This is a genomic window from Streptomyces sp. DF42 (assembly GCF_058267695.1).
In genome coordinates this window covers 6,782,398-6,806,431 of the sequence record NZ_CM177859.1, presented here as the reverse complement: position 1 = coordinate 6,806,431, position 24,034 = coordinate 6,782,398, and the positions used below count along the sequence as shown (strand labels likewise).

The following is a 24,034-nucleotide window of genomic DNA, read 5'->3' as shown; positions in this document are numbered from 1 at the left end:
GTCAAGATGCCCGCCGCCCCGGGCCCCGCACACACCCGCGGGGCACCGCTTGAGCGCGGCGCCCCGGGTCCGAGCGGCATACGTCGGCGGTTACTCCGCGGGCTCGACGCCCGCCCGCAGCAGACCGTACGTGTACGCGTCCTCCAGCGCTTGCCATGACGCCGCGATGACGTTCTCCGCGACGCCCACCGTGGACCACTCGCCCGCGCCGTCGGAGGTGGAGATCAGGACGCGGGTGGTGGACTGGGTGCCGTGGACGCCCTCAAGGATGCGGACCTTGTAGTCGACGAGGTCGAGCTGGGCGAGCTGGGGGTAGATCTTCTCGAGTGCCACGCGCAGGGTGCGGTCGAGGGCGTTGACCGGGCCGTTGCCCTCGGCCGTGGCGACGATGCGCTCACCCTTGGCGAAGAGCTTGACCGTGGCCTCGTTGGCGTGGATGCCGTCGGGGCGGTCCTCGACGATGGCGCGCCAGGACTCGACCTCGAAGTACTTCAGGGGCTTGCCCTCGACCTCGCCGCGCAGCAGCAGCTCGAAGCTCGCGTCCGCCGCCTCGTATGTGTAGCCCTTGAGCTCGCGCTCCTTGACCCGGTCGACGACCCGGCCGACCAGCTCGCGGTCGTCGCCCAGGTCGACGCCGAGTTCCTTGCCCTTGAGCTCGATGGAGGCGCGGCCCGCCATGTCGGAGACCAGCATCCGCATGGTGTTGCCGACCAGTTCGGGGTCGATGTGCTGGTACAGGTCCGGGTCGACCTTGATCGCGGAGGCGTGCAGGCCGGCCTTGTGCGCGAAGGCGGAGACGCCGACGTACGGCTGGTGGGTGGAGGGCGTGAGGTTCACGACCTCGGCGATGGCGTGCGAGATACGGGTCATCTCGCGCAGCGCGCCCTCGGGCAGGACCTTCTTGCCGTACTTGAGCTCCAGGGCCGCGACGACCGGGAAGAGGTTGGCGTTGCCGACGCGCTCGCCGTAGCCGTTCGCCGTGCACTGGACGTGGGTCGCGCCCGCGTCCACCGCGGCGAGCGTGTTGGCGACCGCGCAGCCCGTGTCGTCCTGGGCGTGGATGCCGAGCCGGGCGCCGGTGTCGGCGAGGACCGTCGCGACGACGGCCTGGATCTGCGCGGGGAGCATGCCCCCGTTGGTGTCGCAGAGGATCACGACGGAGGCGCCGGCCTCCGCGGCGGCCCGCACGACGGCCTTCGCGTACTCCGGGTTGGCGCGGTAGCCGTCGAAGAAGTGCTCGCAGTCGACGAAGACGCGCCGGCCCTGCTCGCGCAGGTGGGAGACGGTGTCGCGGACCATCTCCAGGTTCTCGTCCAGGGTGGTGCGCAGGGCGAGTTCGACATGCCGGTCATGGGACTTGGCGACCAGCGTGATGACCTCGGCGCCCGAGTCCAGGAGCGCCTTGACCTGCGGGTCCTCGCTCGCCTTGGCGTTCGCGCGGCGGGTCGAGCCGAAGGCGACGAGCTGGGCGTGCTTGAAGTCGATCTCCTGCTGGGCGCGGGCGAAGAACTCGGTGTCCCGCGGGTTGGCGCCGGGCCAGCCGCCCTCGATGAAGCCCACGCCGAAGTCGTCCAGGTGCCGTGCGATGGCCAACTTGTCCGCGACGGTGAGGTTGATGCCCTCGCGCTGCGCGCCGTCGCGCAGGGTGGTGTCGAAGACGTGGAACGAATCGTCGAGCTCGCTGGTTTCGGTCATGGTGTCAAGGCTCCTGTGTTGGATCCCAGTGGATGTGGCTGTACCGGAATGACCGGCTCCACCGTCCCCCAATGGTCCCTCGCGCTTTACTCCCGGCTGAAGGTGGGCCAGAAAAGCGAAAAACCCCTCGCGGGTGCGAGAGGTCTGCGCGCGGGTCGAGGACGACGGTGTCCGCCCGTACCTGGTCGTACGTGGCGGTCACTGCGGACCGGCGCGCCTGTTGCCAATAATCATGGCGAACGAGAGCACGGAGGAAGTCTGGCACAGACCGCCCCCGCGCTCACCGTCCGTCTCACGATGCGAGCACTGTGCTGTTCATCGCAGGTGGCGTACGAATCCGTCGGTCACGCCGTTGGTGTCACCGGGGACCAGCTGGGCGGAGCCGGAGCCGAGGCCGAGCAGCCGGTCACCGCCGAACGAGGTGACATACACATCGCCGTCGGTGACCGGGTCGCCGCTGGTCGACTCGCTGGCCAGGGTGGAGGTGCCGGTGCGCAGGTCCCGGACGTAGACGTTGTCCGGGCCCTGCGGTGTCCGGAACGAGTAGGCGACGTACCTGCCGCTGCGGCTGAGCACGGATCCGTAGAAGACGCCGGCTCCGCCGGGACCGGCGTGCTCGACGGCGCGGGTGGTGTCCGTGCGCAGGTCGCGCACGTAGATATCGGTGTCGGCGGCGCCGCCCGGCACCAGGTCGTCACCGGTGTAGGTGAAGGAGACGAGGCGCCCGTCCGCGGAGAGCGAGGGGTCCAGGCCGTAGCGCTCGCCGGGCCTGCCCTCGGGGGTGACGTTGGCCGCTTCCTCGGTGCCGGTGCGGCGGTCGTGCACCATCAGCGGGCCGGGCGCACCGCGCGGGCCGTTCTGCACGTACGCGACATGGCGGCCCGTCGCGTCCATGTCCAGGAAGTACGAGCCGAGGTCGGGGTGATCGCCGTTGGTGATGCGCTCGACCTCGCCGGTGCGGCGGTCGGTGACGTACACGGCGGGCAGAATGATGCCCGGCCGGCTGGTCTCCATGCGGCTCGGCCGGGCGTTGAAGGCGACGTACCGCCCGTCGTCGGAGATCGCGGCGTCGCCGTGGGCGTAGGAGGACCCGCCGTCCGGTGTCGTGCTGACCCGCTGGGTGCGGCCGGTGACGCGGTCGTGCACATAGACGTCCTGGGCCCAGTACTCCTTCGGCGCGGGCCAGTCGGTGAGGTTGTCCGCGGTCGAGACGAGCACCACGTACCGCCCGTTCGCACTGATGGCCACGGGCGAGGTCCCGCGGTCGGCCTGCACGCCGTCGGATGTGACGCTGACCCGCTCCACCCGCCCGGTGCGCAGGTCGCGGACGAAACCGTCCTGCACGCCGTTGGTGTCACCCGGCACGAGGTTCGGTGCGTAGGAGGCGAAGGCGGCATAGCGGCCGTCGGCGCTGAGATACGGTCCGCCGGCGTGGTCGGTGCCCTGCTCGCCGGTGCCCGCCACCGTGACCCGTTCGGTGCGCGGCTCCGGTGCCGGCGCGGCCGCCGCGGGCAGGGCGGCGACGCCACCGAGCGCGACGGCGAGGACGGCGGCCGTCAGGGCGGCGCGCGGCTTGTTCCTGTACATGGCTGTTCCCCCGTGGTGATCGCTGGTGATCGCTGCTTGTCACTGCACTGTCCGCAGGAAGACGTCCGACACCCCGTTGGTGTCCCCCTCCACCAGATCGGGTGATGCCGACTCGAACGCGACGACCGTGCCGTCGGCGTTGACACAGGGGTGCCCGGCCGGGAGGTCGTTGCGGCCGCCCCAGCGGTCGACGCTGATCAACTGCCGCTTTCCGGTGGCGAGTTCGAACAGGTATACGGCACCGCCCGAGGTGTACGCGACATGCGTACCGTCCGGGCTGATCGACTCGATGTGGCCCAGCTCGTTGAAACCGGGCGGGTTCTCGGGCCACAGCCGCTCCGAGCGGCCGGTGGCGCGGTCGTACAGGTACGGGGCCAGGAACCGGGTGCCCGCGGAGTAGCCGATACGGCTCCCGTCGGCGCTCGGTGTCGGCGAGCCGTAGATGTAGCCACTGCCGAGGTCGATCCTGGCGACCCCGCCGTCAGCCAGGTCCTTCACGAGCAGGCACGGGGTGACGTGCGCGCAGCCGAAGCTCGGCGCGGCGGACGTGAACGCGACGTGGCGGCCGTCGGCGCTGATCGCGGCGTCGTCCGACGGTCCGTCCGCCTGGGTGCCGTCGGCGGCCGTGCTGACGCGCCCGGTACCCGAGGCCGCGCCCACGTGCCCGGTATCCGACTGCCCGGGGCCGGCCTTGCCGCGGCCGTGGACGTCCAGGCGAGGGCGACGGCAACTGCCGTGCCCAGCACGGCTCTTGATGCGCGGGACATCAGCATGCCCTGCACGCAGTCGTTCCGGTGCGGGCGAGCGGCAGGGCCGCGCCCGACGGTCGTAAGGCGGCTCTGGACATGTATCCCCCTGTGATCCCGAGGCCCCCGATGGCGCACTTCCCCCGGCCCCGTGCCGAGGGCTCCCTTCGAGACAAACGCACCAGCGACCACAGGGTCAATCGGCCTTATTGCGTACAACGCGGGCGCGAGGTCACGCGTCCGCGAGGAGTCCCTCCTCCACGAACTCCCGTACGTGGCCGAGAACTTGCACCCGGTCCCAGCCCCGCAGCCCGACGGCCACGTGCAGGGAGAAGCCGTCCAGCAGGGCACGCAGACGGGTCGCGCACCGGTCGGGGTCGACGCGGCGGAACTCCCCCCGCGACACCCCCTCGGCGATCAGGGCCACCAGGTCCCGGTGCCAGGCGCCCTCGATCGCGGCCTGGCGGTCGCGGGCGTCGTCGTCGGCGTTCTGCGAGCGGTTCCAGACCTCCAGCCAGAGCGTCCAGTGCGGGTCCCGGTGACCGTCGGGGACATAGAGGTCGATGTACGCGTCGAGTCGCTCGCGGGCCGTGCCCGGGCGGCCCAGCAGCCATCCGCGCTCGGCGCCCAGCCGGCCCTCGCTCCACTCCAGGGTCTGCAGCAGCAGTTCGTCCTTGGAGTGGAAGTAGTAGAGCAGGTGGCCGCTGCTCATGCCGACCTCGCGGCCGAGCGCCGCCATGGTGAGCTTCTCCAGACCGCGCTCGGCGATCATCTCCATGGCCGCGGAGAGCACGTCCTCGCGGGGCGGGGCGGGGGTGCGGCGGCGGGAGGGCGTCGGGCTCATGCCGCGGCCACCCGTACCGCGTCGGGCAGGAAGTGCGTCTCGTACGGGCCCGTGCAGTCGGCGAACCGCGTCGCAGCCACCGCGCCGCAGCCCGCGCACACCTCGTTGGGCCCCTCGCGCCCGGGCACACCGCAGCACCCGATCTCCTCCAGGGCGGGGTGGGCGGACAGCCGGCCGCGCGTGTCCTCGGGGTGGACCACCAGGGTGTCGCGCGGCCCGGCGGACATCAGGCACCCCTGCCCGTCGGGGTCCCCCATGCAGATGTCACCCGGGTGGGCGGCGCCGCACCATTCGGGATCGGGATGCGGCACGTACGGCGCCCCGCACGGCTCCGGGTCCACCGCGTACGCGCCTCGCGGCACGGTCGACGGGGCGCGTCGGGACCCGTCGGGGCTCTTCCGCCCGTCGTACTCCGGGCGGGGCGGTACCTCGGGCAGGAGGCGCAACGGCTCGGTCAGCCGTGTTCCGCAGGTGGCGCACATCAGCACATTCACCCGTACGTTCTACCTGACCGTCACCCTCGGCTGCCGCTGGGCCGTTCAGGCCGACAGCGGAGTCCCGGGGGCGGCAGCCCCCAGCAGGCCCGCACAACCGCCGGGCACAGATCAGCCCCCTCCGGCCCCGGCGGGAACTCGCCGGCCCCGAACGCCGGCTTCAGGGCCGTGAACCACGTCGCGCCCTCGTCGTACGCCGCGAAGAACGGGTGGTCCGACGAGGTCAGGGTGCGGGCCCGGCTCAGGTGGAGGACGAAGAGCTTCTCGCCGGCCACCTCGGCGACGCCGTCCACGCGGACCTTGCCGGGCATCGCCGACATCACCGGGCCGCGTACGGTACGCGCGGGGCCGGAGACACGGGCGTGGGCGTCGCGGTGGGCGAGCACCGGGAGGCTCTGGGGACGGCGCGGGATGCGTAGCGTACGGAGCCACCAACCCGGCCTCGTCATCGGCGTCCGCCCGCTCACCCGTGCTCCCTCCCCCGGCCGAATCCGCGCACCGCAGAGCACGCTCCCCCCGCGGAATCAGTGGATACCCGCGAGGGGAGGCGCTACGCGTCGAACGAACTACCGGCCGCGGTAGGGAGGTTGGGCTCATCCGAGGGGGTGCATCCAGCCGTGCTCGTCCTGCGCCGTGCCCCGCTGGATGTCCAGCAGTGCCTCGCGCAGCCTGACGGTGACCTCGCCCGGCTCGCCGCCGGACTGCTGCCACTCGGTGTTCTCGCGCTTGACCGTGCCGACGGGAGTGATGACCGCCGCCGTGCCGCAGGCGAAGACCTCGGTGAGGGTGCCGTTCTCGGCGTCGCGCTGCCACTGCTCGATGGAGACGCGGCCCTCCTCGGAGGCGTAGCCGAGGTCGCGGGCGACGGTGAGGAGGCTGTCGCGGGTGACGCCTTCCAGGATGGAGCCGGTCAGGCTCGGCGTGATGATCACCGGCTTCTCATTGGACGCAGCGCCGTACACGAAGTACAGGTTCATGCCGCCGAGCTCCTCGACCCACTTGTGCTCGACCGCGTCGAGGTAGCAGACCTGGTCGCAGCCCTTGGCGGCGGCCTCGGCCTGGGCGAGGAGGGAGGCGGCGTAGTTGCCGCCGGTCTTGGCGTCGCCCATGCCGCCGGGGACGGCGCGGACGCGGTCCTCGGAGAGCCAGATGGAGACCGGCTTGACCCCACCGGGGAAGTAGGCGCCGGCAGGGGACGCGATGACGAGGAAGAGGTACTCGTTGGCGGGCTTCACGCCCAGGCCGACCTCGGTCGCGATCATGAAGGGGCGGAGGTAGAGGGACTCCTCGCCGCCGTGCGCCGGGACCCAGGCCCTGTCCTGCTGGACCAGGACGTCGCAGGCCTCGATGAACGTCTCGACCGGCAGCTCGGGCATGCCCAGGCGGTGCGCGGAGCGCTGGAAGCGCTCGGCGTTCTTCTCCGGGCGGAAGCTGGCGACGGTGCCGTCGGGCTGACGGTAGGCCTTGAGACCCTCGAAGATCTCCTGCGCGTAGTGCAGGACCATCGTGGCGGGGTCGAGGGAGATCGGGGCGTACGGGACGAGCTGGCCGTCGTGCCAGCCGCGGCCCTCGGTCCACTTGATCGTCACCATGTGGTCGGTGAAGTGGCGGCCGAACCCGGGGTTCGCCAGGATCGCCTCGCGCTCCGCGTCGGAGAGTGGCGAGGCCGAGGGCTTGAGCTCGATCGTGGGCGTCGTCATGAGTGGTTGTCCTTCACCGGTTGTGTAGTGACGGGCCGCGCTCACGCCTCGCTACTGTCAGTGGCCAGTGCTGGGACGTCCGAGCTTTCCCTCATTCCGCGGCTCCGCGTTCGATTATCGCAAGCCGGGGTCCGTTGGGGGTACCACCCACGTCCTTGAGGCTGTGGGGGAGAAATGGCGTGAATGCGGCCCTGGGGATGATGGTGGCACCCGGCGGGGACATAGCGAAAGCCGCCGGGTGCGGTGTGACCCGGCGGCTTCGAAAGGTTCGAGGGGCGCGGCGGGTCAGCCGGCTACTCGTACGGCCAGCGCGTCGCCGATCTCGGCGGTGCTGCGGGCCGGCTTGCCGGTGCGCTCCGCGAGGTCGGCGGAGACCGCCTCGTCGATGCGGGCGGCCTCGGCCTCGTAGCCGAGGTGGCGCAGGAGCAGGGCGACGGACAGGACGGTGGCGGAGGGGTCGGCCTTGCCCTGACCGGCGATGTCGGGGGCCGAGCCGTGCACGGGCTCGAACATCGACGGGAACTCGCCGGACGGGTTGATGTTCCCGCTCGCGGCGACGCCGATGCCGCCGGAGACGGCCGCGGCGAGGTCGGTGATGATGTCGCCGAAGAGGTTGTCGGTGACGATCACGTCGAACCGCTCGGGCTGCGTGACCAGGTAGATGGTCGCCGCGTCCACGTGCATGTACTCGGTGGTGACCTCCGGGAACTCCGCGGCCACCTTGTTGAAGATGTTGGTCCACAGGTGACCCGCGAAGGTCAGCACGTTGTTCTTGTGGATCAGGGCGAGCTTCTTGCGCGGGCGGGCCTGGGCACGGGCGAAGGCGTCACGGACCACGCGCTCCACTCCGAAGGCCGTGTTCACCGAGACCTCGGTGGCGACCTCGTGCTCGGTGCCCTTGCGGATGGTGCCGCCGTTGCCCGTGTACGGGCCCTCGGTGCCCTCGCGGACCACGACGAAGTCGATGCTCGGCTCACCGGCGAGCGGGGTGGCCACGCCGGGGAGCAGCTTCGACGGACGCAGGTTGACGTGGTGGTCGAAGGCGAAACGGAGCTTGAGCAGGAAGCCGCGCTCCAGGACGCCGGACGGAACCGACGGGTCGCCGATCGCGCCGAGCAGAATGGCGTCGTGCTTCTTCAGGGCGTCGAGGTCGGCCTCGGTGAGGGTCTCACCGGTGGCGTGGTAGCGCTGGGCGCCGAAGTCGTACTCCTTGGTCTCCAGCTTCACATCCTGCGGGAGGACGGCGGAGAGGACCTTGAGACCCTCGGCCACGACCTCCTGGCCGATGCCGTCACCGGGAATCACTGCGAGATTGAGGGTGCGAGAGCTTGCCGACATGCGCAGCACCCTACTCCGCGTCCCATGGGATGACACGAGGTGTCCGCGATTCGGACACTCCGGCGGGTGGCGAAGTCAATAAGTTGCCACCCGTTCACCCCTGTGTATGGCGGGCGTTGGGATTCGCTGGGAACTTCCCTTCCATGGACCTCCCCGACTTCGGAATCCCCCCGCAGCTCGCACGCCGGATGAGCATGGCCGAGCAGCACGAGTACCTGCGCACGAAGCTGCCCCGGCGCCGCACGCTGGTGACGGCGGGCGCGATGGCGGCGGGCGGGCTGCTGACGGGGTGCGGCGGCGGCTCGGGATCGTCGAGCAGGACGACCCCCTCCCCCGCGGCCTCGGAGGTCCACGGTTCGGTTCTCTCCCCCTTCGGGCGCCATCTCTCCTTCGGCGCCGACCCGAAGACGCAGATGCGCGTCTCCTGGCAGGTGCCGCTCGCGGTGCGGAAGCCGTACGTCCGGATCGGCACGAAGCCCGACGAGCTGAGCCGGAAGATCGAGGCCGAGGTCCGTGACCTGCACACGCCGGGTGTGACGGGTGTGCGCTCGGCGCTGGAGCAGTACTACCTGCACGCGGCCCTGGACGGGCTGCACCCCGGCACGACGTACTACTACGGCGTCGGCCACGAGGGCTTCGACCCGGCGGCCCCGGCCCACCGCTCGACCATCAGCTCCTTCCGCACGGCCCCCGCGACCCCGCGCTCCTTCGTGTTCACGGCCTTCGGCGACCAGGGCGTCAGCCAGGCCGCGGCCGCCAACGACCATGTGATCCTGCGCCAGAATCCCGCCTTCCACCTGCACGCGGGCGACATCTGCTACGCCGACACCAACGGCCAGGGCAAGAAGTCGGACGGCTACGACCCGGCGTTCTGGGACCTGTTCCTCAAGCAGAACGAGCCGGTGGCGAGGTCGGTGCCGTGGATGGTGACGACCGGCAACCACGACATGGAGGCCTGGTACTCGCCGGAGGGCTACGGCGGCCAGCTGGCCCGCTGGTCCCTCCCGGACAGCGGCTTCGACGCACGGGCGGCGCCGGGCGTGTACGCGTTCACGTACGGCAACGTCGGCTTCGTGGCGCTGGACGCGAACGACGTGTCGTACGAGATCCCCGCCAACTTCGGCTACTCGGGCGGGCAGCAGACGAAGTGGCTGGACCGGAAGCTGGCCCAGCTGCGAGCGGCGAAGGACGTCGACTTCGTCGTCGTCTTCTTCCACCACTGCGCCTACTCGACCTCCGCGCACGCCTCCGACGGCGGGGTGCGCGCCGAGTGGCTGCCGCTGTTCGCCAAGCACCAGGTGGACCTGGTGATCAACGGCCACAACCATGTCTACGAGCGGACCGACGCCGTCAAGGACGGCGGGGTCGGCAGGCCCGTACCCATCGGCGCGTCGACCGATCCGACGCGCGACGGAACCGTGTACGTCACGGCGGGCGGCGGCGGCCGTGACCTGTACGGCTTCCCGGCGGGCGTGAAGGAGAGCTACGAGGGACACGTCACGCACCACGACTCCGTCGCCACCTTCCAGTGGACGAAGGCGAAGGCCTCCGAGACGGAGACCGTGGAGTGGTCGCGGGTGCGCTACCGGGGTTTCTCGCTGCTCTCGGTGGAGGCGCACAGCGGCCCCCGGCCGGCGCTCAAAGTGTCGGCGCTGACGGACGACGGCAGGCGCATCGACCACTTCGAGGTGCGGCGCGGAGCGTGAGCTCGCGCCGCACCTCGGGCGGGTGCGGCTCCCGGCCCATGGGTTCCCGGTCTGTGGGTGGTTCCCGGCTCAGTGGCCGGTCGAACCGCCGTTGTCCCTGCGGTCCAGGGCGCGCTGGAGGGCGGCTGCGGCGTTCTTTCGGTCGGACTCGCTCGTGCGGGAAATGTGACGGACTCGGCGGCGGGCGGTCGTCTCGGCCATGGGAAATCGACTCCTTCGACATCCTGGAGTGCGGAAAGGGGTTACGAGACGCCGGATGGGGCGGGAGAGCGGTGCCGCAGGGGTTGCCTGCACGGGGCCCGGCTCACGACCGCCATTCGCTTGGTCGAGCGAGACGTTCGGCTCCTACAAAAGTAAGGGAGCGACCCGAGTCTGTCTCCACAATTACTCGGACTTCCTACTATCTGAGACGGCGAATGGATCACACCGCTCTGACCTGGGGTGACTTCCTCGGCCGGCAGCTTCCCGTCCGGCGCTGACCAGGCGCACGACCGCGTTCGCAGGGGGTGTCGATGGTCCCGGTGAGGCTGTCGTGGCCGCTCCGCGACCGCCGCAGGTCAGCCTCGCGGCCTGCGGGGTCGCTGGGTGAGGAGCGGAAAGCCGAACGTCCCGACGAACTCGAACCCCGCCCCCTCCAGAACCTCCCGGTCGGGCACCAGCCTTCGCACCTGTCCGGCGTCCGCGGGGATACGGTCGTGCCCGCCCACCCGGTCCATCCGGCGTGCGACCACGTGGTCCGCGGCGTTCACAGTGCCTCCCCCACCGCGTCGCGGAAGCCCTCGGGGTCCTCGGCCCACGGCAGGTGGCCGGCCCGGGGAAGCACCACTCGCCGCACCCGCGGCAGCGCCCGCTCCAGCGAGTCCACCGCCGAGCGCGGGCGGATGTCCCGGGCGCCGTCGACGATCAGGACGGGCACGTCGAGGGCCGCGCAGGCCGCGTACAACTCGGGTGTGCCCCACGTGCGTTCGGTCTCGTCGTTGAGGGCCCTGTTGCATGCGTGGTTGATCCCGAACCAGGGGTCGGCCAGGCGTCCGGCCGGCTCCAGCGCCCCCTCCCGGTCCTCGAACTCGACCGACCACTGAAGCACCGCCCGCTCGCGCTCCGCGTCCTCCGAGCGTTGCGTACGGTCCGTCAACTCCCGCCAGCGGGCGAGTCGTTCGGGGTGATCGCCGAGCCGGGCGAGGAAATTCCTCCGGTAGGCGTCGTGCCAGTCGGTGGTGGGGCCTATGCCGGTACCGGCCACATACACCAGCGCCCGCACCCGCTCCGGATGCGCCAACGCGTAGCTCAACGCCAGTTGCGCGCCCCAGGAGTGACCGAGCAGCGCCATCCGCTCCAGCCCGAAGTGGCGTCGTACGGCGTCCAGATCGGCCACGAAACGGTCGGTCGTCCACGGTCCGGCGCACCGCTGCGACCGCCCCGACCCGCGCTGGTCCCAGCGGACGACCGGGGTCACGCCGGCCAGCAGCCCGGCCACGTCCCCGAACATGTCCCACAGCCCCGGCCCGCCGTGGCACAGCACCAACGGCTCGCCCTGCCCCGACCGCACGGCCCACAGCCGTACGCCGTCGTCGGCCGTGACGGTCGCCATGTCGTCCATGTCGTCCATGAGGCCAGTGTGATGCGTGCGGACAGGCCGACGGGCCGGGAAACCGAAGATCGGCTTCCCGGCCCGTCACCGCAGGAGCAGGACGACCGGACGTCAGCCCATGTGCGGGTACGTGTAGTCGGTCGGCGGGACCAGCGTCTCCTTGATGGCGCGGGTCAGGGTCCAGCGCTGCAGGTTCTGCGGGGCGCCGGCCTTGTCGTTGGTGCCGGAGGCGCGGCCGCCGCCGAAGGGCTGCTGGCCGACGACGGCGCCGGTGGACTTGTCGTTGATGTAGAAGTTGCCGGCCGCGTAGCGCAGCTTCTCCATCGTGTACGCGGCGGCGGCACGGTCGCCCGAGACCACCGAGCCCGTCAGCGCGTAGTCGGACACCGACTCCATCTGGGTCAGCATCTCCTCGTACTTGTCGTCCTCGTAGACGTGCACGGCGAGGAAGGGGCCGAAGTACTCCGTGCGGAAGACCTCGTTGGCCGGGTCGCTGCACTCGACGACGGTCGGGCGGACGAAGTAGCCGACCGAGTCGTCGTAGGAGCCGCCCGCGACGATCGTGCAGGACGGGTCCTGCTCGGCCCGGTCGATCGCGGCCTTGTTCTTGGCGAAGGAGCGGTCGTCGATGACGGCGCCCATGAAGTTGGCGAGGTCGGTCACGTCGCCCATGGTCAGGTGGTCGACCTCGGCGGCGAACTCCTCCTTGAAGCCGGAGTTCCAGATGGACGCCGGGATGTAGGCGCGGGAGGTCGCGCTGCACTTCTGGCCCTGGTACTCGAAGGCACCGCGGGTCAGGGCGGTCTTGAGGACCGCGCGGTCGGCGCTCGGGTGGGCGACCAGGAAGTCCTTGCCGCCGGTCTCGCCGACCATCCGCGGGTAGGTGCGGTACTTCTCGATGTTGTTGCCGACCGTCTTCCACAGGTACTGGAAGGTCTTGGTCGAGCCGGTGAAGTGGATGCCGGCGAGGTCCCTGTGCTCCAGGGCCACCTTGGAGACCTCGATGCCGTCGCCGGTGACGAGGTTGATGACGCCCTTGGGCAGACCCGCCTCCTCCAGCAGCTGCATCAGCAGGACGGCCGCGTGGGTCTGGGTCGGGGACGGCTTCCAGACCACGACGTTGCCCATGAGCGCGGGGGCGGTGGGCAGATTGCCGGCGATCGCGCTGAAGTTGAACGGCGTGATCGCGTAGACGAAGCCCTCCAGCGGGCGGTGGTCCAGACGGTTCCAGACGCCCGTGGAGTTGGCCGGGGGCTGCTCGGCCAGGATCTCGCGGGCGTAGGCGACGTTGAAGCGCCAGAAGTCGATCAGCTCGCAGGGACAGTCGATCTCGGCCTGCTGGGCGGTCTTCGACTGGCCGAGCATGGTGGAGGCGGCGAGGGTCTCGCGCCACGGGCCGGACAGCAGCTCGGCCGCGCGCAGGATGATCGCGGCGCGGTCGTCGAAGGCCATCGCACGCCAGGCGGGCGCGGCGGCGAGGGCCGCGTCGACGGCGTCCTGGGCGTCCTGCTGGGTCGCGTTGGCGTACGTGCCCAGACGGGCCTTGTGGTGGTGCGGCTGCACGACGTCGAAGCGCTCGCCGCCGCCCATCCGCTTCTCGCCGCCGATCGTCATCGGCAGGTCGACCGGGTTCTCGGCCAGCTCCTTCAGCCTGGCCTCGAGCCGGGCGCGCTCGGGCGAGCCGGGGGCATAGCCGTGCACCGGCTCGTTGACGGGGGTGGGGACCTGGGTCACAGCGTCCATCGGTTACCTCTTCCGAGTGATTCCCGGGCTCCAGCCCGAGGGAGCTGAAGCGCTTGCGTATGGTGAGCAGCGGTCAGGGCTTGACCGTCGCGGACTCGCTGTAGCGAGCCCGCGAGACGCCCCCTCGGGGGCGGAGTCACGGGATCCGTAACTCCTTTCCACGGATCTGGGTCCGGCTCAGCCGGCCGCGGGGCGGCGGCTGTTGGTCTCCGAATCGCCTTGGGGACCAACAGTCGCGGCTCATCCGGCGCATCACCCCTTGCTGATCATCGAGCGGACGAAAAATCGCAGGTTGGCGGGCTTCTCCGCCAGGCGCCGCATGAAGTAGCCGTACCAGTCGGTGCCGTAGGCGGTGTAGACGCGCATGCGGTGACCCTCGGCGGCCAGCCGCAGGTGCTCGTCGCTCCTGATCCCGTACAGCATCTGGAACTCGTACTCGTCGAGCTTGCGCCCGGCCTTGCGGGCGAGTTCCTGCGCGATGGAGATGAGACGCGGGTCGTGGGACCCGATCATCGGATACCCCTCGCCCTCCATCAGAGTCCTCATGACCCGGACGTACGCCTTGTCGATCTCGTGCTTCTGCTGGTAGGCGACCTCGGCGGGCTCCTTGTACGCGCCCTTCACGAGCCGTACCCGGCTGCCGCTCGCGGCGAGGCGGCGGGCGTCGGACTCGGTGCGGAACAGATACGCCTGGATGACGCAGCCGGTCTGCGGGAAGTCCTTCCGCAGCTCCTCGTGGATGGCGAACATCGAGTCGAGGGTGGTGTGGTCCTCGGCGTCGAGCGTGACCGTCGTACCGATGGCGGCTGCGGCCTCGACGACGGGCCGGACGTTGGCGAGGGCCAGCTCGTGGCCACCGTCCAGCGCCTGGCCGAACATGGACAGCTTGACGGACATCTCGACCCGCTCGCCCAGGCCGAGGTCGCGCAGCCGCCCGGTCAGCGCCAGATACGCGTCACGGGCCACGGCCGCCTGCTCGGGGGTGGTGATGTCCTCACCGACGACGTCCATCGTCAGCTCCAGACCCCGGCCGGTGAGGTCCTCGATGATCGGCACGACGGTGTCCGCGGTCTCACCGGGGATGAAGCGGTCGACGACCTGCTTGGTCACCGGGGCCGCCGAGATCAGACGTCGCATCCGGTCGCTGCGCGACGCGGCAAGAATCATGGGACCCAGCACGGGGCACCTCCACAGACCAGCAGATAGAACCACCGTGAAACTTAGGGATCCCTTCGATCGTCGACCATCGACAGCTGTCACGCATCCGTGCCGCAGATCTCAGACAGATGTATGAAGGGACGTGGAAATGCGAGAGAATGCCCGAGTGACGGGCGATGCTGCATCTTCCCACCGCGCAGGTGACTACCAGGAGCTGGTCGACGAGATCTCGGAGTTCCTGGGCGCCCCCGCGACCCTGGAGAACCGGGACTTCGAGCTGATCGCCTTCGGTGCGTACGACAGTGAGGGCGACCTCGACGCCTCGGCCCTGGACCCGGTCCGCACCCGCTCGATCCTGACGCGGCGCTCGACGTCCACCGTCCGCTCCTGGTTCGAGGGTTTCGGCATCACCCGGGCGACGGGCCCGGTCCGCATCCCGCCGACGCCCGAGGCGGGCGTGTACCGGGGACGCGTCTGCCTGCCCGTTCGCCATCGGGGGGTCGTCCTGGGCTATGTCTGGCTGCTGGACTTCGACCCCGGCCCCACCGAACGGCAGTTGACCGCGGCCATGGACGTGACGGTCCGCATCGGCGCCCTGCTCGCGGACGAGGCGCAGCACGGCGCCGACCTCACCCGGGAGCTGCGGGCGGTGCTCACCGCCGAACGCGGCTGGCCGCAGGACATGGCGGTGGCGGAGCTGCGCACGGCGCTCGGGTCGCGGGCGGACGGCCCGCACACGGTGGTCTGCGTGACCCCCTGGCCGTCGGCCGACCCCGACGACGCACCTTCGGTCCGTACGGTGCCGGGTGCGACGGCGTGGTGCACGGTGCCGTGGGGCGGTGGGGGTACCTCCCACGCCCTTGAGGCAGGGGGGGAGTCCCAGTCGCTCGCCCTGCTGGTGCGGCTGCGCTCGGCGGACGTGCTGGCACCGGCGACCTCGGCGGCGGGGCGGCTGCTGGAGCGGGCGCGGCAACTGGAGGGCGGCGCCGCCGCGGCGTCCGGGATCGCCGCCGCGCGCGCCGGTCTCGGGGAACTCGCTGCGGCCTGGCGGGAGGCCTCCGCGGCGGCGCGGGCCGCGCTGGCGGAGCCCCGGCTCGGTCCCGTCGCCGAGTGGGCGCGCATCGGCCCGTTCCGCCTGCTGACCTCGCTGCCGCCGGAGGTGGCCCACGATCCGGTGGTCGGCGCCCTCCTCTCCCCCGCCCACCACGAACTGGCCCGCACCGCCGAGATCTACCTCGACTGCGCGGGCCAGGCCGGCCGCACCGCGGCCGAGCTGGGCATCCACCGCCAGACCCTCTACTACCGCCTCTCCCGGGTGGAACAGCTGACGGGCCTCGACCTGGACGACGGCGAGGACCGGCTGCTGCTGCACATGGCGTTGAAGGGGGCGCGGTTGTAGAGGCTGTCCGCGATCCGGCACTGAACGCGGCGGGTCGCGCCCCGACCGCTACGCGCCGGGCGGTGAGCAGTCGATGTCGGTGGCCGCCGTGGCCGTCGAAGGCGCCTGGTCGGGCGCGGGGGCGGCGCCCTCGTCGAGCCCACGGGCGGCGTGGACCCGCAGCAGTCCGTCGATGCCGCGCAGCAGGGTCGCTCCGGCCAGGACGGGGTCACCGAGGTAGCCGGCGCTCATCGCGCCGTCGCGGAGCATGACGAAGTGCCGCCCGGCGTACTCGGCGGACGCGTCCGTGATCTCGGCGAACAGTCCGGTGATCGTCTGCAGGAACCACTCGCGGTGCTGCACGACGGCCCGGTGGACCGGGTGGTCGGGAGCGGGGAATTCCGCTGCCGCGTTGAGGAAGGCGCATCCGCGGTAGCCGGGCGAGCGGATCTGCTCGACCAGGGACGCACCGATGCCCCGCAGGACGCCGTCGGTCGGCGCGTCCGCGGCCATCAGGGAGCCGATCCGGGTGCGGACCACCTGGTCGACGCTTCCGATGTAGGCGACCGCCAGGTCTTCCTTGCTACGGAAGTGGCGGTAGAAGGTGGCGTTGGTGACCTTCGCCTCGGCGACCAGTCGGTCGACGCCCACCGTATGGATGCCCTCGGCGTAGAAGAGCTGCCCGGCGGTCCTCAGGAGCCGCTCTCGGGCCTCGGAAACTCTCCTGCCGGTACCGGCTTCCGTCTGCGTCATATCGCCCACCGTAACAGATAGAACGATCTCTCTATTGCCAATGTAGAACGTTCCCTCTTGTTCAATGGGCATCGAGTGTGCCAAGCTGCGGACAAGAAAGCAGAGAGATCGTTCTCTCTACTTCGAGGCCGAACCCGTCCCGCACCCGGCCCGAACCCGTCCCGTAGCCCTCCCCCGTACTCACTGGAGAACCCCATGGCATCCGTCGCCTCCGCCGAGCACGTCGGCGCCACACCCGCCCTGCGCCGGCTGTACGTCATCCGCTTCGCCTTCGCCGCCGCGTGGGCGGCGCTCCTGCTGGTGTCCGGTTCCGACCTCACCACCGGGGCCAAGCTGCTGCTGTTCCTCTATCCCGCCTTCGACGTGGCCGCGGCGGTCGTCGACGTCAGGTCGGCGCGCGCCGCCGGGCCGGTCAAGGGCCTGTACGCGAACATGGCCGTCAGCACGCTCGCCGCCCTCGGCGTCGCGGTCGCCAGTACCTCGGGTGTCGCCGACGTGCTGCGCGTCTGGGGCGCGTGGGCGGTCGTCTCCGGCCTGGTCCAGCTCCTCGTAGGCCTCGCCCGCCGACCGATGGGCGGCCAGTGGGCCATGATCGTCAGCGGCGGCATCTCGGTACTGGCCGGAGCGTCCTTCATCCGAAGCGCCTCACAGGACGACCCCTCGCTGAGCGCCCTCGCCGGCTACGCGGCGCTCGGAGGGATCTTCTTCCTCGTCTCGGCGATCCGCCTGTCCCGCTCGCCCTCCAGGGGCTGAACCGTGTCCACCGAGGTCGCGGAGACCGGACGCGGCGCGTGAGTCGGGCGTGCCCGACAGGGTCCGGCCCGGCGACAGGCCGGTGCGGCGGATGGCGTTCGGCGCCATGAGGCCGGCCGGGCCAGGGATCCGGAGGCCGCCGAAGGGCTGGGACCACTCGATCCGGCCGGCCCGGCGGACGGTGGGGCTCGGCGTCGATCGCATTGACACGGCCGGCACCCATGGCTTCGGCGTCGCCGAGGGCATCTCCACCGACCCGGTCCGGCTGCTCGCGCTGGTCGCGAGCGGCTGCGCCTCCCCCGGGGGAGGCGGCCCGGGCCATGACCGGCCGCTACGGCACCGGCGTCCCCTGCCCCGCGATCCGCACCCTCCTCGACAACGGCGCCGCCGACCGCGTCACCTGCCGGAGACCACCCGCCGTGCTCTCGCCTCAGCCGTCGCGGCAGGCCGGACCTGCACCGCCGTCACGGACGGCCAGGTCACCCCCCTCGCCCACGGCGCCGCGGCGGAGCCTCAGTCACGACCGCCGAGGACGTCCGCGACGGCCGCCACGCCCTCCGCGATCGCCCGCTCCGTCGCATCACCGAATCCCATGATGAGCTGGGCCGGGGACGTGGCCCCCGACGCCCGGCACGCGCTCATGCCGTACAGGCCCACCCCACGGTCGCGGGCCTCGGCCACGACGGCCCTTTCCTCGACGCCGGACGGCAGATGCGCCACCGCGTGGAATCCCGCCGCCAGGCCCGACAGCCGTACGGACGGCGCGTGCCGGGCCAGGGACTCCACCAGGGCGGTGCGACGGGCCTCGTACGTCGTGCGCATGCGGCGCAGATGGCGGTCGTAGCGGCCGGACTCGATCAGGCGGGCGAGGGCGAGCTGGTCGAGGGAGGGCGAGCCGCGGTCGGCGATGCGTTTGAGGTCGGTGAGCGACTCGGTGAGCGCCTGCGGGCACAGCAGCCAGCCCAGGCGCAGGGTGGGCGCGAGGGACTTGCTGACCGTGCCGACGGAGATCACGCGGTCGGCGGCGAGGCCCTGGAGTGCCCCGACGGGTTCACGGTCGTAGCGGAACTCGGCGTCGTAGTCGTCCTCGATGACGTACGCGTCCCGGCGCTCGGCCCACTCGATCAGCGCGTGGCGACGGGCGGCCGCCCGTACGACACCGGTCGGCCACTGGTGGGCCGGTGTGACGATCACGGCCCGGGCGCCGGTGGCGTCCAACGCCCGTACGTCGACGCCGTCCTCGTCGACCGGTACCGGGACGGCCGTCAGCCCCGCCGCCTCGGCGGCCGCCGTCGCGGTGGCCGGCCCGCCCGGATCCTCGTAGGCCACGACCCGCGCTCCCGCACGGGCGAGGGCACGCAGGGCGAGGCCCACGGTCCTCGGCGAACTGATCACTCCCCGGCTCGTCGCGCGTCACGGATACCGGGCGACCCTGATGGCCGGGCTGTTCCTGCTCGGCGCCCCTGCGATGGTGCTGACGGTCTCCGGGAGCATGGCGTGGATGGTGGCGGTGTGCCTGGTGCGCGGCCTGGGCTTCGCGCTCACGATCGTCGCGGGCGGCGCCCTGACCGCGTCGCTGATCCCGGCCGAGCGGCGGGGCGAGGGCCTGGCGGTGGTGGGAGTGGTCTCCGCGGTTCCGTCGCTGATCGCGCTGCCTCTGGGGCTGTGGCTGGTCGGGCGGGTGGGGTACGGGCCCGTCGCCGTGGCCGCGGGCGTGGCGGCGCTGGCCGCGATCCTCTCGGTGCTCGGACTGCCTGACCGTCAGGCGCGGTCGGAGGAGTCGGTGGGCGTGCTCCGCGGACTGCGCACGGGCGCCCTGCTGCGGCCCGTCGTCGTGTTCGCAGCCACCGCGACGGCCGCGGGCATCCTCGTCACCTTCCTGCCTCTGGCCGTGCCTTCGGCGTCGGCGGGAGTGGTCACCGTGGCCCTGTTCGTGCAGACGGCCGCCGCGACCGTGTCCCGCTGGGTGGCCGGGCGGTACGGCGACCGGCACGGCAGCGCCCGGCTCGTCCTCCCCGGCCTGCTGCTGTCCGCGGCGGGCGTGCCGGTCATCGCCGCGACCGGGAGCGCGCTCGCCGTCGTGGCGGGAACCGCCCTGTTCGGGGCCGGTTTCGGCATCGCCCAGAACGCCACCCTGACGCTGATGTACGCACGGGTCTCCGCCTCCTCCTACGGCACGGTCAGCGCCCTGTGGAACCTCGCCTACGACGGCGGAATGGGCGTCGGCGCCGCAGGATTCGGCGTCCTCGCGGGGCTGACCGGCTACCCCTGGGCCTTCGCGGTGACGGCGGTACTGATGCTGGGCGCCCTGGCACCGGCCCTGCGCGACCTCCGCCACCCGGGTCACTGAAACGACTGAAACCACTGCCATCACGCTGCGGTCGCCCGCGTAGCCGAACGAACTCCCCCACAAGATGCCGGACGGGCGTATCAGCCCGTCTCCCCCTCCGCGAGCTCGACGCCCGCGAGCACCCGCCGCAGCCCCTCGGTGAGCTGTTCGGCGCCGGTCGCCGAGTCCGGGTCGAAGAGCCACTGGACCATGAGGCCGTTGAGGAGGGTCTGGTAGAAACGGCCCTCGGTGTCGACCGTCTCCTTGTCGAGCTGGTCCTCGGGGATGCCGTTGAACATGGGCACGATCCCCGACCGGCCCTGCTCCTGCGCCTCGGCGAGCAGCTTGCGCACGTCCTGCAGGCGGTCGCCGTTGACGATGATCTCCAGGCTCAGCATCCAGACCGAACGGGACTCGGGCAGCGAGCGGATGATGTTCGCCCACACCTCCTGGAAGCGCTCCAGTGACCTGGCGGGCGTCGTCACGTCGCCGGCACCCCAGCCGGGGTCGAATGTCTCACCGAGGCCCTCGATCAACGAGACGTACGCCTTCACCAGCAGCGCGTCCTTCGACCCGTAGTGGTAGCCGATCGACGCCAGGTTCGTCCCCGACTCCCTGACGATGTCGCGCGCGGTCGTGCGCACGAACCCCTTCCCCAGCAGGCAGCGCTTGGCGCCTTCGAGCAGATCCTCACGATGTCCCATGGCCGCAACCCTACCCCCGATCCATACAACCGTCCTAGACGAATGACTTATACATTCGTTCTAGACAAGCGTTTAAGACGCCCGTACAGTTCCTGGCATGACGAACTCGACGTGCACCACCACCGCGGCCGGCTCTCTCGCCGGCCGCCGCGAATGGACCGCACTGGGCGTGCTGATGCTCCCGCTGCTGCTGGTCTCGATGGACGTCTCGGTCCTCTACTTCGCCATCCCCGCGATCAGCGCGGACCTGGAGCCGAGCGGCACCCAGCAGCTGTGGATCTTCGACATCTACGCCTTCGTCCTGGCCGGCCTGCTGATGACGATGGGTTCCCTGGGCGACCGCATAGGCCGCCGCAAGCTCCTCCTGATCGGCGCCGCGGCGTTCGGCACCGCCTCCCTGATCGCGGCCTACGCGAACAGCGCCGAGACCCTCATCGCGGCCCGCGCGGTGCTCGGCATCGGCGGCGCGACCCTGATGCCGTCGACGATGGCGCTGATCCGCACGATGTTCACCGACCCGGGGCAGCGCGCGAAGGCGATCGGCATGTGGTCCGGCGTGATGACGGCCGGCATCGCCCTCGGCTCCGTGATGAGCGGTGTCCTGGTCCAGTACTTCTGGTGGGGCTCGGTCTTCCTGGTCAACCTGCCCGCCATGGCACTGCTGCTGGTCCTCGGCCCGGTCCTGCTGCCGGAGTCGCGCGACCCCGCCCCCGGCCGCTTCGACTGGCTGAGCGTCCCGCTGTCGATGGCCGCTGTACTCCCCGTCATCTACGGCCTGAAGGAGATCACGTCCGAGGGCTGGCACGCCCAGTACGTCGTCTCGATCACCGTCGGCCTGCTCTTCGCGGCGCTCTTCGTCCACCGCCAGCGCACCGCGGCCTCACCGATGATCGACCCGGCCCTGTTCCGCAACCGCGGCTTCGCCCCCTCGGTCGCCCTGAACCTCGTCGCCTCGTTCGGAATGCTGGGCTCGGCGTTCTTCACCACGCAGTACCTGCAGTCGGTGCTCGACAAGAGCGCGATGGAGGCGGCCCTGTGGGCGCTGCTCCCCTCGGTGCCGATCGGCATGGCGGCCCCGCTGGCGACCGCCCTGGTCCAGAAGGGCGTCAACCGCGCCTACGTGGTCACCGCCGGCTTCGCCATCGGCGCCTGCGGCTACGCGCTGCTGGCCCTCGCCGACACGGACTCACTGTGGCTGGTACTGACGGCGTGCGGCGTCCTCGCCTCCGGCATCGTCATGGTCATCTCGCAGATCATGGACCTCGCGATGAGCAGCGCCCCGCTGGAGCGGGCGGGCTCGGCATCCGCCCTGATGGAGACCGGCGCGGAGTTCGGCGGTGCGCTGGGGATGGCCGTGCTCGGCTCCATCGGTACGGCGGTCTACCGCCACGACATCCCGGCCTCGGCCCCGGCCGCGGCCCACGAGACCCTGGGCGGCGCGCTGGCGGTCGCCTCTCAGCTCCCCGGGCGCACGGGAGACGCCCTGGCGACGGCGGCCCGCGAGGCGTTCACGAGCGGGATGCAGGGGGCGGCGATCGCGGGAACAGTGCTCCTGATCGGCGCGGCGGCGCTGGCGGCGAGGGCGCTGAAGGGGATCCGCGTCGACGCCGGGTAACGCGGACATACGAACGCCGGCCGGGCTGGATTTCTCAGCCCGGCCGGCGCTTCAGCAACAAGCCCGCTCAGCCGTCTCAGCCCGTCCGGCGTCAGAGGACGAGCCCGTTCAGGGCGAACGGGGGTCCGGGGGCAGAGCCCCCAGAGTCAACGGCAACCTCAGACCAGGTTCACCGAGCGGGCGAACGTCGCCCCGATCTCCTCGGCGACCTCGCTCAGCACGCCGGAGGCCACCGTGTCGTCGACGGTCAGCACGGCCAGCGCCTCCCCGCCCGCCGCCGCACGAGCGACCTGCATACCGGCGATGTTGATCCCGGCCTCGCCGAAGATCCGGCCCACCGTGCCGACGACACCGGGACGGTCCTCGTACCGCAGCACCACCATGTGGTCGGCGAGCGCGAGGTCGACGTCGTACTCGCCGACGGCCACGATCTTCTGCAGGTGCTTCGGGCCGGCCAGCGTGCCGGAGACCGACACCTCCTCGCCGTCCGTGAGCGTGCCGCGCACGGTGACGACGTTGCGGTGGTCGGCGGACTCCGAGCTGGTCGTCAGCCGCACCTCGACGCCGCGTTCCTGGGCGAACAGCGGGGCGTTCACGTACGAGACCGTCTCGTCGACGACGTCCTCGAAGACACCCTTGAGGGCGCTGAGCTCCAGCACCTTCACATCGTGCTGGGTGATCTCGCCGTACACCTCGACGTCGAGGCGGACCGCGACCTCGCCCGCGAGCGCGGTGAAGATGCGGCCGAGGCGCTCCGCGAGGGGCAGGCCCGGCTTGACGTCCTCGGCGATGACCCCGCCCTGGACGTTCACCGCGTCGGGCACGAGCTCACCCGCGAGGGCGAGCCGCACCGAGCGGGCGACGGCGATACCGGCCTTCTCCTGCGCCTCGTCGGTGGAGGCACCGAGGTGCGGGGTGGCGACGACCTGGTCGAACTCGAACAGCGGGGAGTCCGTGCAGGGCTCCTTCGCGTACACGTCGAGACCGGCGCCCGCGACGCGCCCCTCCTTCAGCGCCGAGTACAGCGCCTCCTCGTCGACGATCCCGCCGCGCGCGGCGTTGACGATCCGCACGCTCGGCTTGACCTTGCGCAGCGCCTCGTCGCCGATGAGGCCGACGGTCTCGGGCGTCTTGGGCAGGTGGACGGTGATGAAGTCGGAGACCTCGAGCAGCTCGTCCAGCGACAGCACCTTGACGCCCATCTGCGCGGCCCGCGCGGGCTGGATGTAGGGGTCGTAGGCGACGACCTTCATCCCGAAGCCGGACATGCGCTGGGCGACCAGCGCGCCGATGCGGCCGAGACCCACGACACCCAGGGTCTTCTCGGCGAGCTCCACACCCGTGTACTTGCTGCGCTTCCACTCGCCGTTCTTCAGCGCGGCGTTGGCCTGCGGGATGTGTCGGGCGGTGGCGACGAGGAGACCGCACGCCAGCTCGGCGGCGGTCACGATGTTCGAGGTGGGGGCGTTGACGACCATCACGCCGGCCTTGGTGGCGGCGGAGACGTCGACGTTGTCCAGGCCGACGCCGGCTCGTGCGACGACCTTCAGCTTCTTCGCGGCGGCGACTGCCTCGGCGTCGACCTTGGTCGCGGACCGGATCAGGATCGCGTCGACGTCGGCGATGGCCGGGAGCAGTTCGGCTCGGTCCGCTCCGTTGCAGTGCCGGATCTCGAAGTCCGGGCCGAGTGCGTCCACGGTCGCGGGCGACAGTTCTTCAGCGATGAGTACGACGGGTTTCGAGCTCACGTGAGTCCTCACAAGTCCAATGCGGACGGCCGTCCCGACGGCCGCAGGCGGTGGAGGGTACGGGCCGCGTGGAAGACGCACGACGCTGTGGGCCTGACGCGTTTGTTGTGCGCCAGTGTAGTGGCGCGGGGGAGGCCGTCCTGCGCCTCCGC

Annotated in this window: 22 protein-coding genes; 5 read left to right on the top strand and 17 right to left on the bottom strand. The window is 71.2% G+C overall.

Translation table 11 applies throughout. From position 1 onward, the window contains the following. Positions 1-90: 90 nt before the first annotated feature. The 8 genes from cimA to ACYUED_RS31295 form a co-directional block, all read right to left on the bottom strand. A complete protein-coding gene (gene cimA, locus ACYUED_RS31330; protein ID WP_491287491.1) occupies positions 91-1,695 on the bottom strand; it encodes a citramalate synthase in 1,605 nt (534 codons plus the stop codon). 315 nt (positions 1,696-2,010) lie between these two features. Beyond that, positions 2,011-3,282, bottom strand: a complete 1,272-nt coding sequence (locus tag ACYUED_RS31325) for a TolB family protein (RefSeq protein ID WP_491287489.1) — start codon at positions 3,280-3,282, stop codon at positions 2,011-2,013. Positions 3,283-3,321: 39 nt separating this feature from the next. Beyond that, positions 3,322-3,942: a TolB family protein gene (locus tag ACYUED_RS31320; RefSeq protein ID WP_491287488.1), complete on the bottom strand. Its 621-nt coding sequence runs from the start codon at positions 3,940-3,942 to the stop codon at positions 3,322-3,324. Positions 3,943-4,260: 318 nt separating this feature from the next. Then, a complete protein-coding gene (locus ACYUED_RS31315) occupies positions 4,261-4,872 on the bottom strand; it encodes a TetR/AcrR family transcriptional regulator (protein WP_491287486.1) in 612 nt (203 codons plus the stop codon). Beyond that, positions 4,869-5,366: a hypothetical protein gene (locus tag ACYUED_RS31310; RefSeq protein ID WP_491287484.1), complete on the bottom strand. Its 498-nt coding sequence runs from the start codon at positions 5,364-5,366 to the stop codon at positions 4,869-4,871. The genes ACYUED_RS31315 and ACYUED_RS31310 overlap by 4 nt, the downstream gene beginning before the upstream one ends. 20 nt (positions 5,367-5,386) lie before the next feature. Then, positions 5,387-5,815 (bottom strand): hypothetical protein, encoded by a 429-nt coding sequence (locus tag ACYUED_RS31305; protein ID WP_491287482.1) that lies wholly within the window; start codon positions 5,813-5,815, stop codon positions 5,387-5,389. Positions 5,816-5,959: 144 nt separating this feature from the next. Next, the gene (locus ACYUED_RS31300) at positions 5,960-7,066 is read right to left on the bottom strand and encodes a branched-chain amino acid aminotransferase (protein ID WP_491287480.1); all 1,107 of its coding nucleotides are present in this window, start codon (positions 7,064-7,066) and stop codon (positions 5,960-5,962) included. Positions 7,067-7,351: 285 nt separating this feature from the next. Beyond that, entirely contained in the window at positions 7,352-8,404 is a 1,053-nt protein-coding gene (locus tag ACYUED_RS31295) for a 3-isopropylmalate dehydrogenase (RefSeq protein WP_491287479.1), read from the bottom strand. 143 nt (positions 8,405-8,547) lie between these two features. On the opposite strand from ACYUED_RS31295, the gene ACYUED_RS31290 reads away from it, so the two are divergent. Beyond that, entirely contained in the window at positions 8,548-10,110 is a 1,563-nt protein-coding gene (locus ACYUED_RS31290) for a purple acid phosphatase family protein (RefSeq protein WP_491287476.1), read from the top strand. A gap of 69 nt (positions 10,111-10,179) precedes the next feature. Here the strand turns inward: ACYUED_RS31290 and ACYUED_RS31285 are convergent, their stop codons facing one another. The 5 genes from ACYUED_RS31285 to ACYUED_RS31265 all read right to left on the bottom strand — a co-directional run bounded on the left by ACYUED_RS31285 (position 10,180) and on the right by ACYUED_RS31265 (position 14,623). After that, on the bottom strand, positions 10,180-10,311 hold the full coding sequence (locus ACYUED_RS31285) for a hypothetical protein (protein WP_107056436.1): 132 nt from the start codon (positions 10,309-10,311) through the stop codon (positions 10,180-10,182). Positions 10,312-10,667: 356 nt separating this feature from the next. Then, positions 10,668-10,859 carry a hypothetical protein gene (locus ACYUED_RS31280; RefSeq protein ID WP_491287472.1) on the bottom strand — a complete coding sequence of 64 codons (192 nt, stop codon included), beginning with the start codon at positions 10,857-10,859 and terminating at the stop codon, positions 10,668-10,670. Continuing rightward, positions 10,856-11,719, bottom strand: coding sequence for an alpha/beta fold hydrolase (locus ACYUED_RS31275; RefSeq protein ID WP_491287470.1), 864 nt, complete (start codon positions 11,717-11,719; stop codon positions 10,856-10,858). The genes ACYUED_RS31280 and ACYUED_RS31275 overlap by 4 nt, the downstream gene beginning before the upstream one ends. Positions 11,720-11,812: 93 nt before the next feature. Then, positions 11,813-13,444, bottom strand: a complete 1,632-nt coding sequence (gene pruA, locus ACYUED_RS31270; RefSeq protein ID WP_491287468.1) for an L-glutamate gamma-semialdehyde dehydrogenase — start codon at positions 13,442-13,444, stop codon at positions 11,813-11,815. A gap of 252 nt (positions 13,445-13,696) precedes the next feature. Continuing rightward, complete coding sequence (locus ACYUED_RS31265; RefSeq protein WP_491287465.1) at positions 13,697-14,623, bottom strand: proline dehydrogenase family protein; 927 nt, start codon at positions 14,621-14,623, stop codon at positions 13,697-13,699. Between the two features lie 127 nt (positions 14,624-14,750). Between ACYUED_RS31265 and ACYUED_RS31260 the strand changes: the two genes are divergently transcribed. Continuing rightward, positions 14,751-16,001 (top strand): PucR family transcriptional regulator, encoded by a 1,251-nt coding sequence (locus ACYUED_RS31260; RefSeq protein WP_491287463.1) that lies wholly within the window; start codon positions 14,751-14,753, stop codon positions 15,999-16,001. Between the two features lie 48 nt (positions 16,002-16,049). Here ACYUED_RS31260 and ACYUED_RS31255 read toward each other — a convergent pair whose 3' ends face one another. After that, entirely contained in the window at positions 16,050-16,733 is a 684-nt protein-coding gene (locus ACYUED_RS31255) for a TetR/AcrR family transcriptional regulator (RefSeq protein ID WP_491287460.1), read from the bottom strand. A 195-nt stretch (positions 16,734-16,928) separates the two neighbouring features. Here ACYUED_RS31255 and ACYUED_RS31250 point away from each other — a divergent pair, with 195 nt between their 5' ends. After that, entirely contained in the window at positions 16,929-17,486 is a 558-nt protein-coding gene (locus tag ACYUED_RS31250; RefSeq protein ID WP_491287458.1) for a hypothetical protein, read from the top strand. 513 nt (positions 17,487-17,999) lie between these two features. On the opposite strand, the gene ACYUED_RS31245 is transcribed toward ACYUED_RS31250, so the two are convergent. After that, on the bottom strand, positions 18,000-18,881 hold the full coding sequence (locus tag ACYUED_RS31245) for an aminotransferase-like domain-containing protein (RefSeq protein WP_491287455.1): 882 nt from the start codon (positions 18,879-18,881) through the stop codon (positions 18,000-18,002). Positions 18,882-18,921: 40 nt separating this feature from the next. Between ACYUED_RS31245 and ACYUED_RS31240 the strand changes: the two genes are divergently transcribed. Continuing rightward, the gene (locus ACYUED_RS31240) at positions 18,922-19,836 is read left to right on the top strand and encodes an MFS transporter (RefSeq protein WP_491287453.1); all 915 of its coding nucleotides are present in this window, start codon (positions 18,922-18,924) and stop codon (positions 19,834-19,836) included. 80 nt (positions 19,837-19,916) lie between these two features. Here the strand turns inward: ACYUED_RS31240 and ACYUED_RS31235 are convergent, their stop codons facing one another. Further along, positions 19,917-20,519, bottom strand: a complete 603-nt coding sequence (locus tag ACYUED_RS31235) for a TetR/AcrR family transcriptional regulator (RefSeq protein ID WP_491287451.1) — start codon at positions 20,517-20,519, stop codon at positions 19,917-19,919. Between the two features lie 97 nt (positions 20,520-20,616). Between ACYUED_RS31235 and ACYUED_RS31230 the strand changes: the two genes are divergently transcribed. After that, on the top strand, positions 20,617-22,134 hold the full coding sequence (locus ACYUED_RS31230) for an MFS transporter (RefSeq protein ID WP_491287448.1): 1,518 nt from the start codon (positions 20,617-20,619) through the stop codon (positions 22,132-22,134). 158 nt (positions 22,135-22,292) lie between these two features. Here ACYUED_RS31230 and serA read toward each other — a convergent pair whose 3' ends face one another. Further along, positions 22,293-23,882 carry a phosphoglycerate dehydrogenase gene (gene serA / locus ACYUED_RS31225; protein WP_491287446.1) on the bottom strand — a complete coding sequence of 530 codons (1,590 nt, stop codon included), beginning with the start codon at positions 23,880-23,882 and terminating at the stop codon, positions 22,293-22,295. Positions 23,883-24,034: the final 152 nt, after the last annotated feature.

Bases quoted from the DNA above. Each gene is read 5' to 3' on its own strand.
- ACYUED_RS31325 (WP_491287489.1), bottom strand. From the start codon at position 3,282: ATGTACAGGAACAAGCCGCGCGCCGCCCTGACGGCCGCCGTCCTCGCC.
- ACYUED_RS31255 (WP_491287460.1), bottom strand. From the start codon at position 16,733: ATGACGCAGACGGAAGCCGGTACCGGCAGGAGAGTTTCCGAGGCCCGA.
- ACYUED_RS31300 (WP_491287480.1), bottom strand. From the start codon at position 7,066: ATGACGACGCCCACGATCGAGCTCAAGCCCTCGGCCTCGCCACTCTCC.
- ACYUED_RS31315 (WP_491287486.1), bottom strand. From the start codon at position 4,872: ATGAGCCCGACGCCCTCCCGCCGCCGCACCCCCGCCCCGCCCCGCGAG.
- ACYUED_RS31305 (WP_491287482.1), bottom strand. From the start codon at position 5,815: ATGACGAGGCCGGGTTGGTGGCTCCGTACGCTACGCATCCCGCGCCGT.
- ACYUED_RS31250 (WP_491287458.1), top strand. From the start codon at position 16,929: ATGGCATCCGTCGCCTCCGCCGAGCACGTCGGCGCCACACCCGCCCTG.
- ACYUED_RS31285 (WP_107056436.1), bottom strand. From the start codon at position 10,311: ATGGCCGAGACGACCGCCCGCCGCCGAGTCCGTCACATTTCCCGCACG.
- ACYUED_RS31240 (WP_491287453.1), top strand. From the start codon at position 18,922: ATGGCCGGGCTGTTCCTGCTCGGCGCCCCTGCGATGGTGCTGACGGTC.
- ACYUED_RS31290 (WP_491287476.1), top strand. From the start codon at position 8,548: ATGGACCTCCCCGACTTCGGAATCCCCCCGCAGCTCGCACGCCGGATG.
- ACYUED_RS31295 (WP_491287479.1), bottom strand. From the start codon at position 8,404: ATGTCGGCAAGCTCTCGCACCCTCAATCTCGCAGTGATTCCCGGTGAC.
- ACYUED_RS31230 (WP_491287448.1), top strand. From the start codon at position 20,617: ATGACGAACTCGACGTGCACCACCACCGCGGCCGGCTCTCTCGCCGGC.
- pruA (WP_491287468.1), bottom strand. From the start codon at position 13,444: ATGGACGCTGTGACCCAGGTCCCCACCCCCGTCAACGAGCCGGTGCAC.
- cimA (WP_491287491.1), bottom strand. From the start codon at position 1,695: ATGACCGAAACCAGCGAGCTCGACGATTCGTTCCACGTCTTCGACACC.
- ACYUED_RS31235 (WP_491287451.1), bottom strand. From the start codon at position 20,519: ATGGGACATCGTGAGGATCTGCTCGAAGGCGCCAAGCGCTGCCTGCTG.
- ACYUED_RS31260 (WP_491287463.1), top strand. From the start codon at position 14,751: ATGCGAGAGAATGCCCGAGTGACGGGCGATGCTGCATCTTCCCACCGC.
- ACYUED_RS31275 (WP_491287470.1), bottom strand. From the start codon at position 11,719: ATGGACGACATGGACGACATGGCGACCGTCACGGCCGACGACGGCGTA.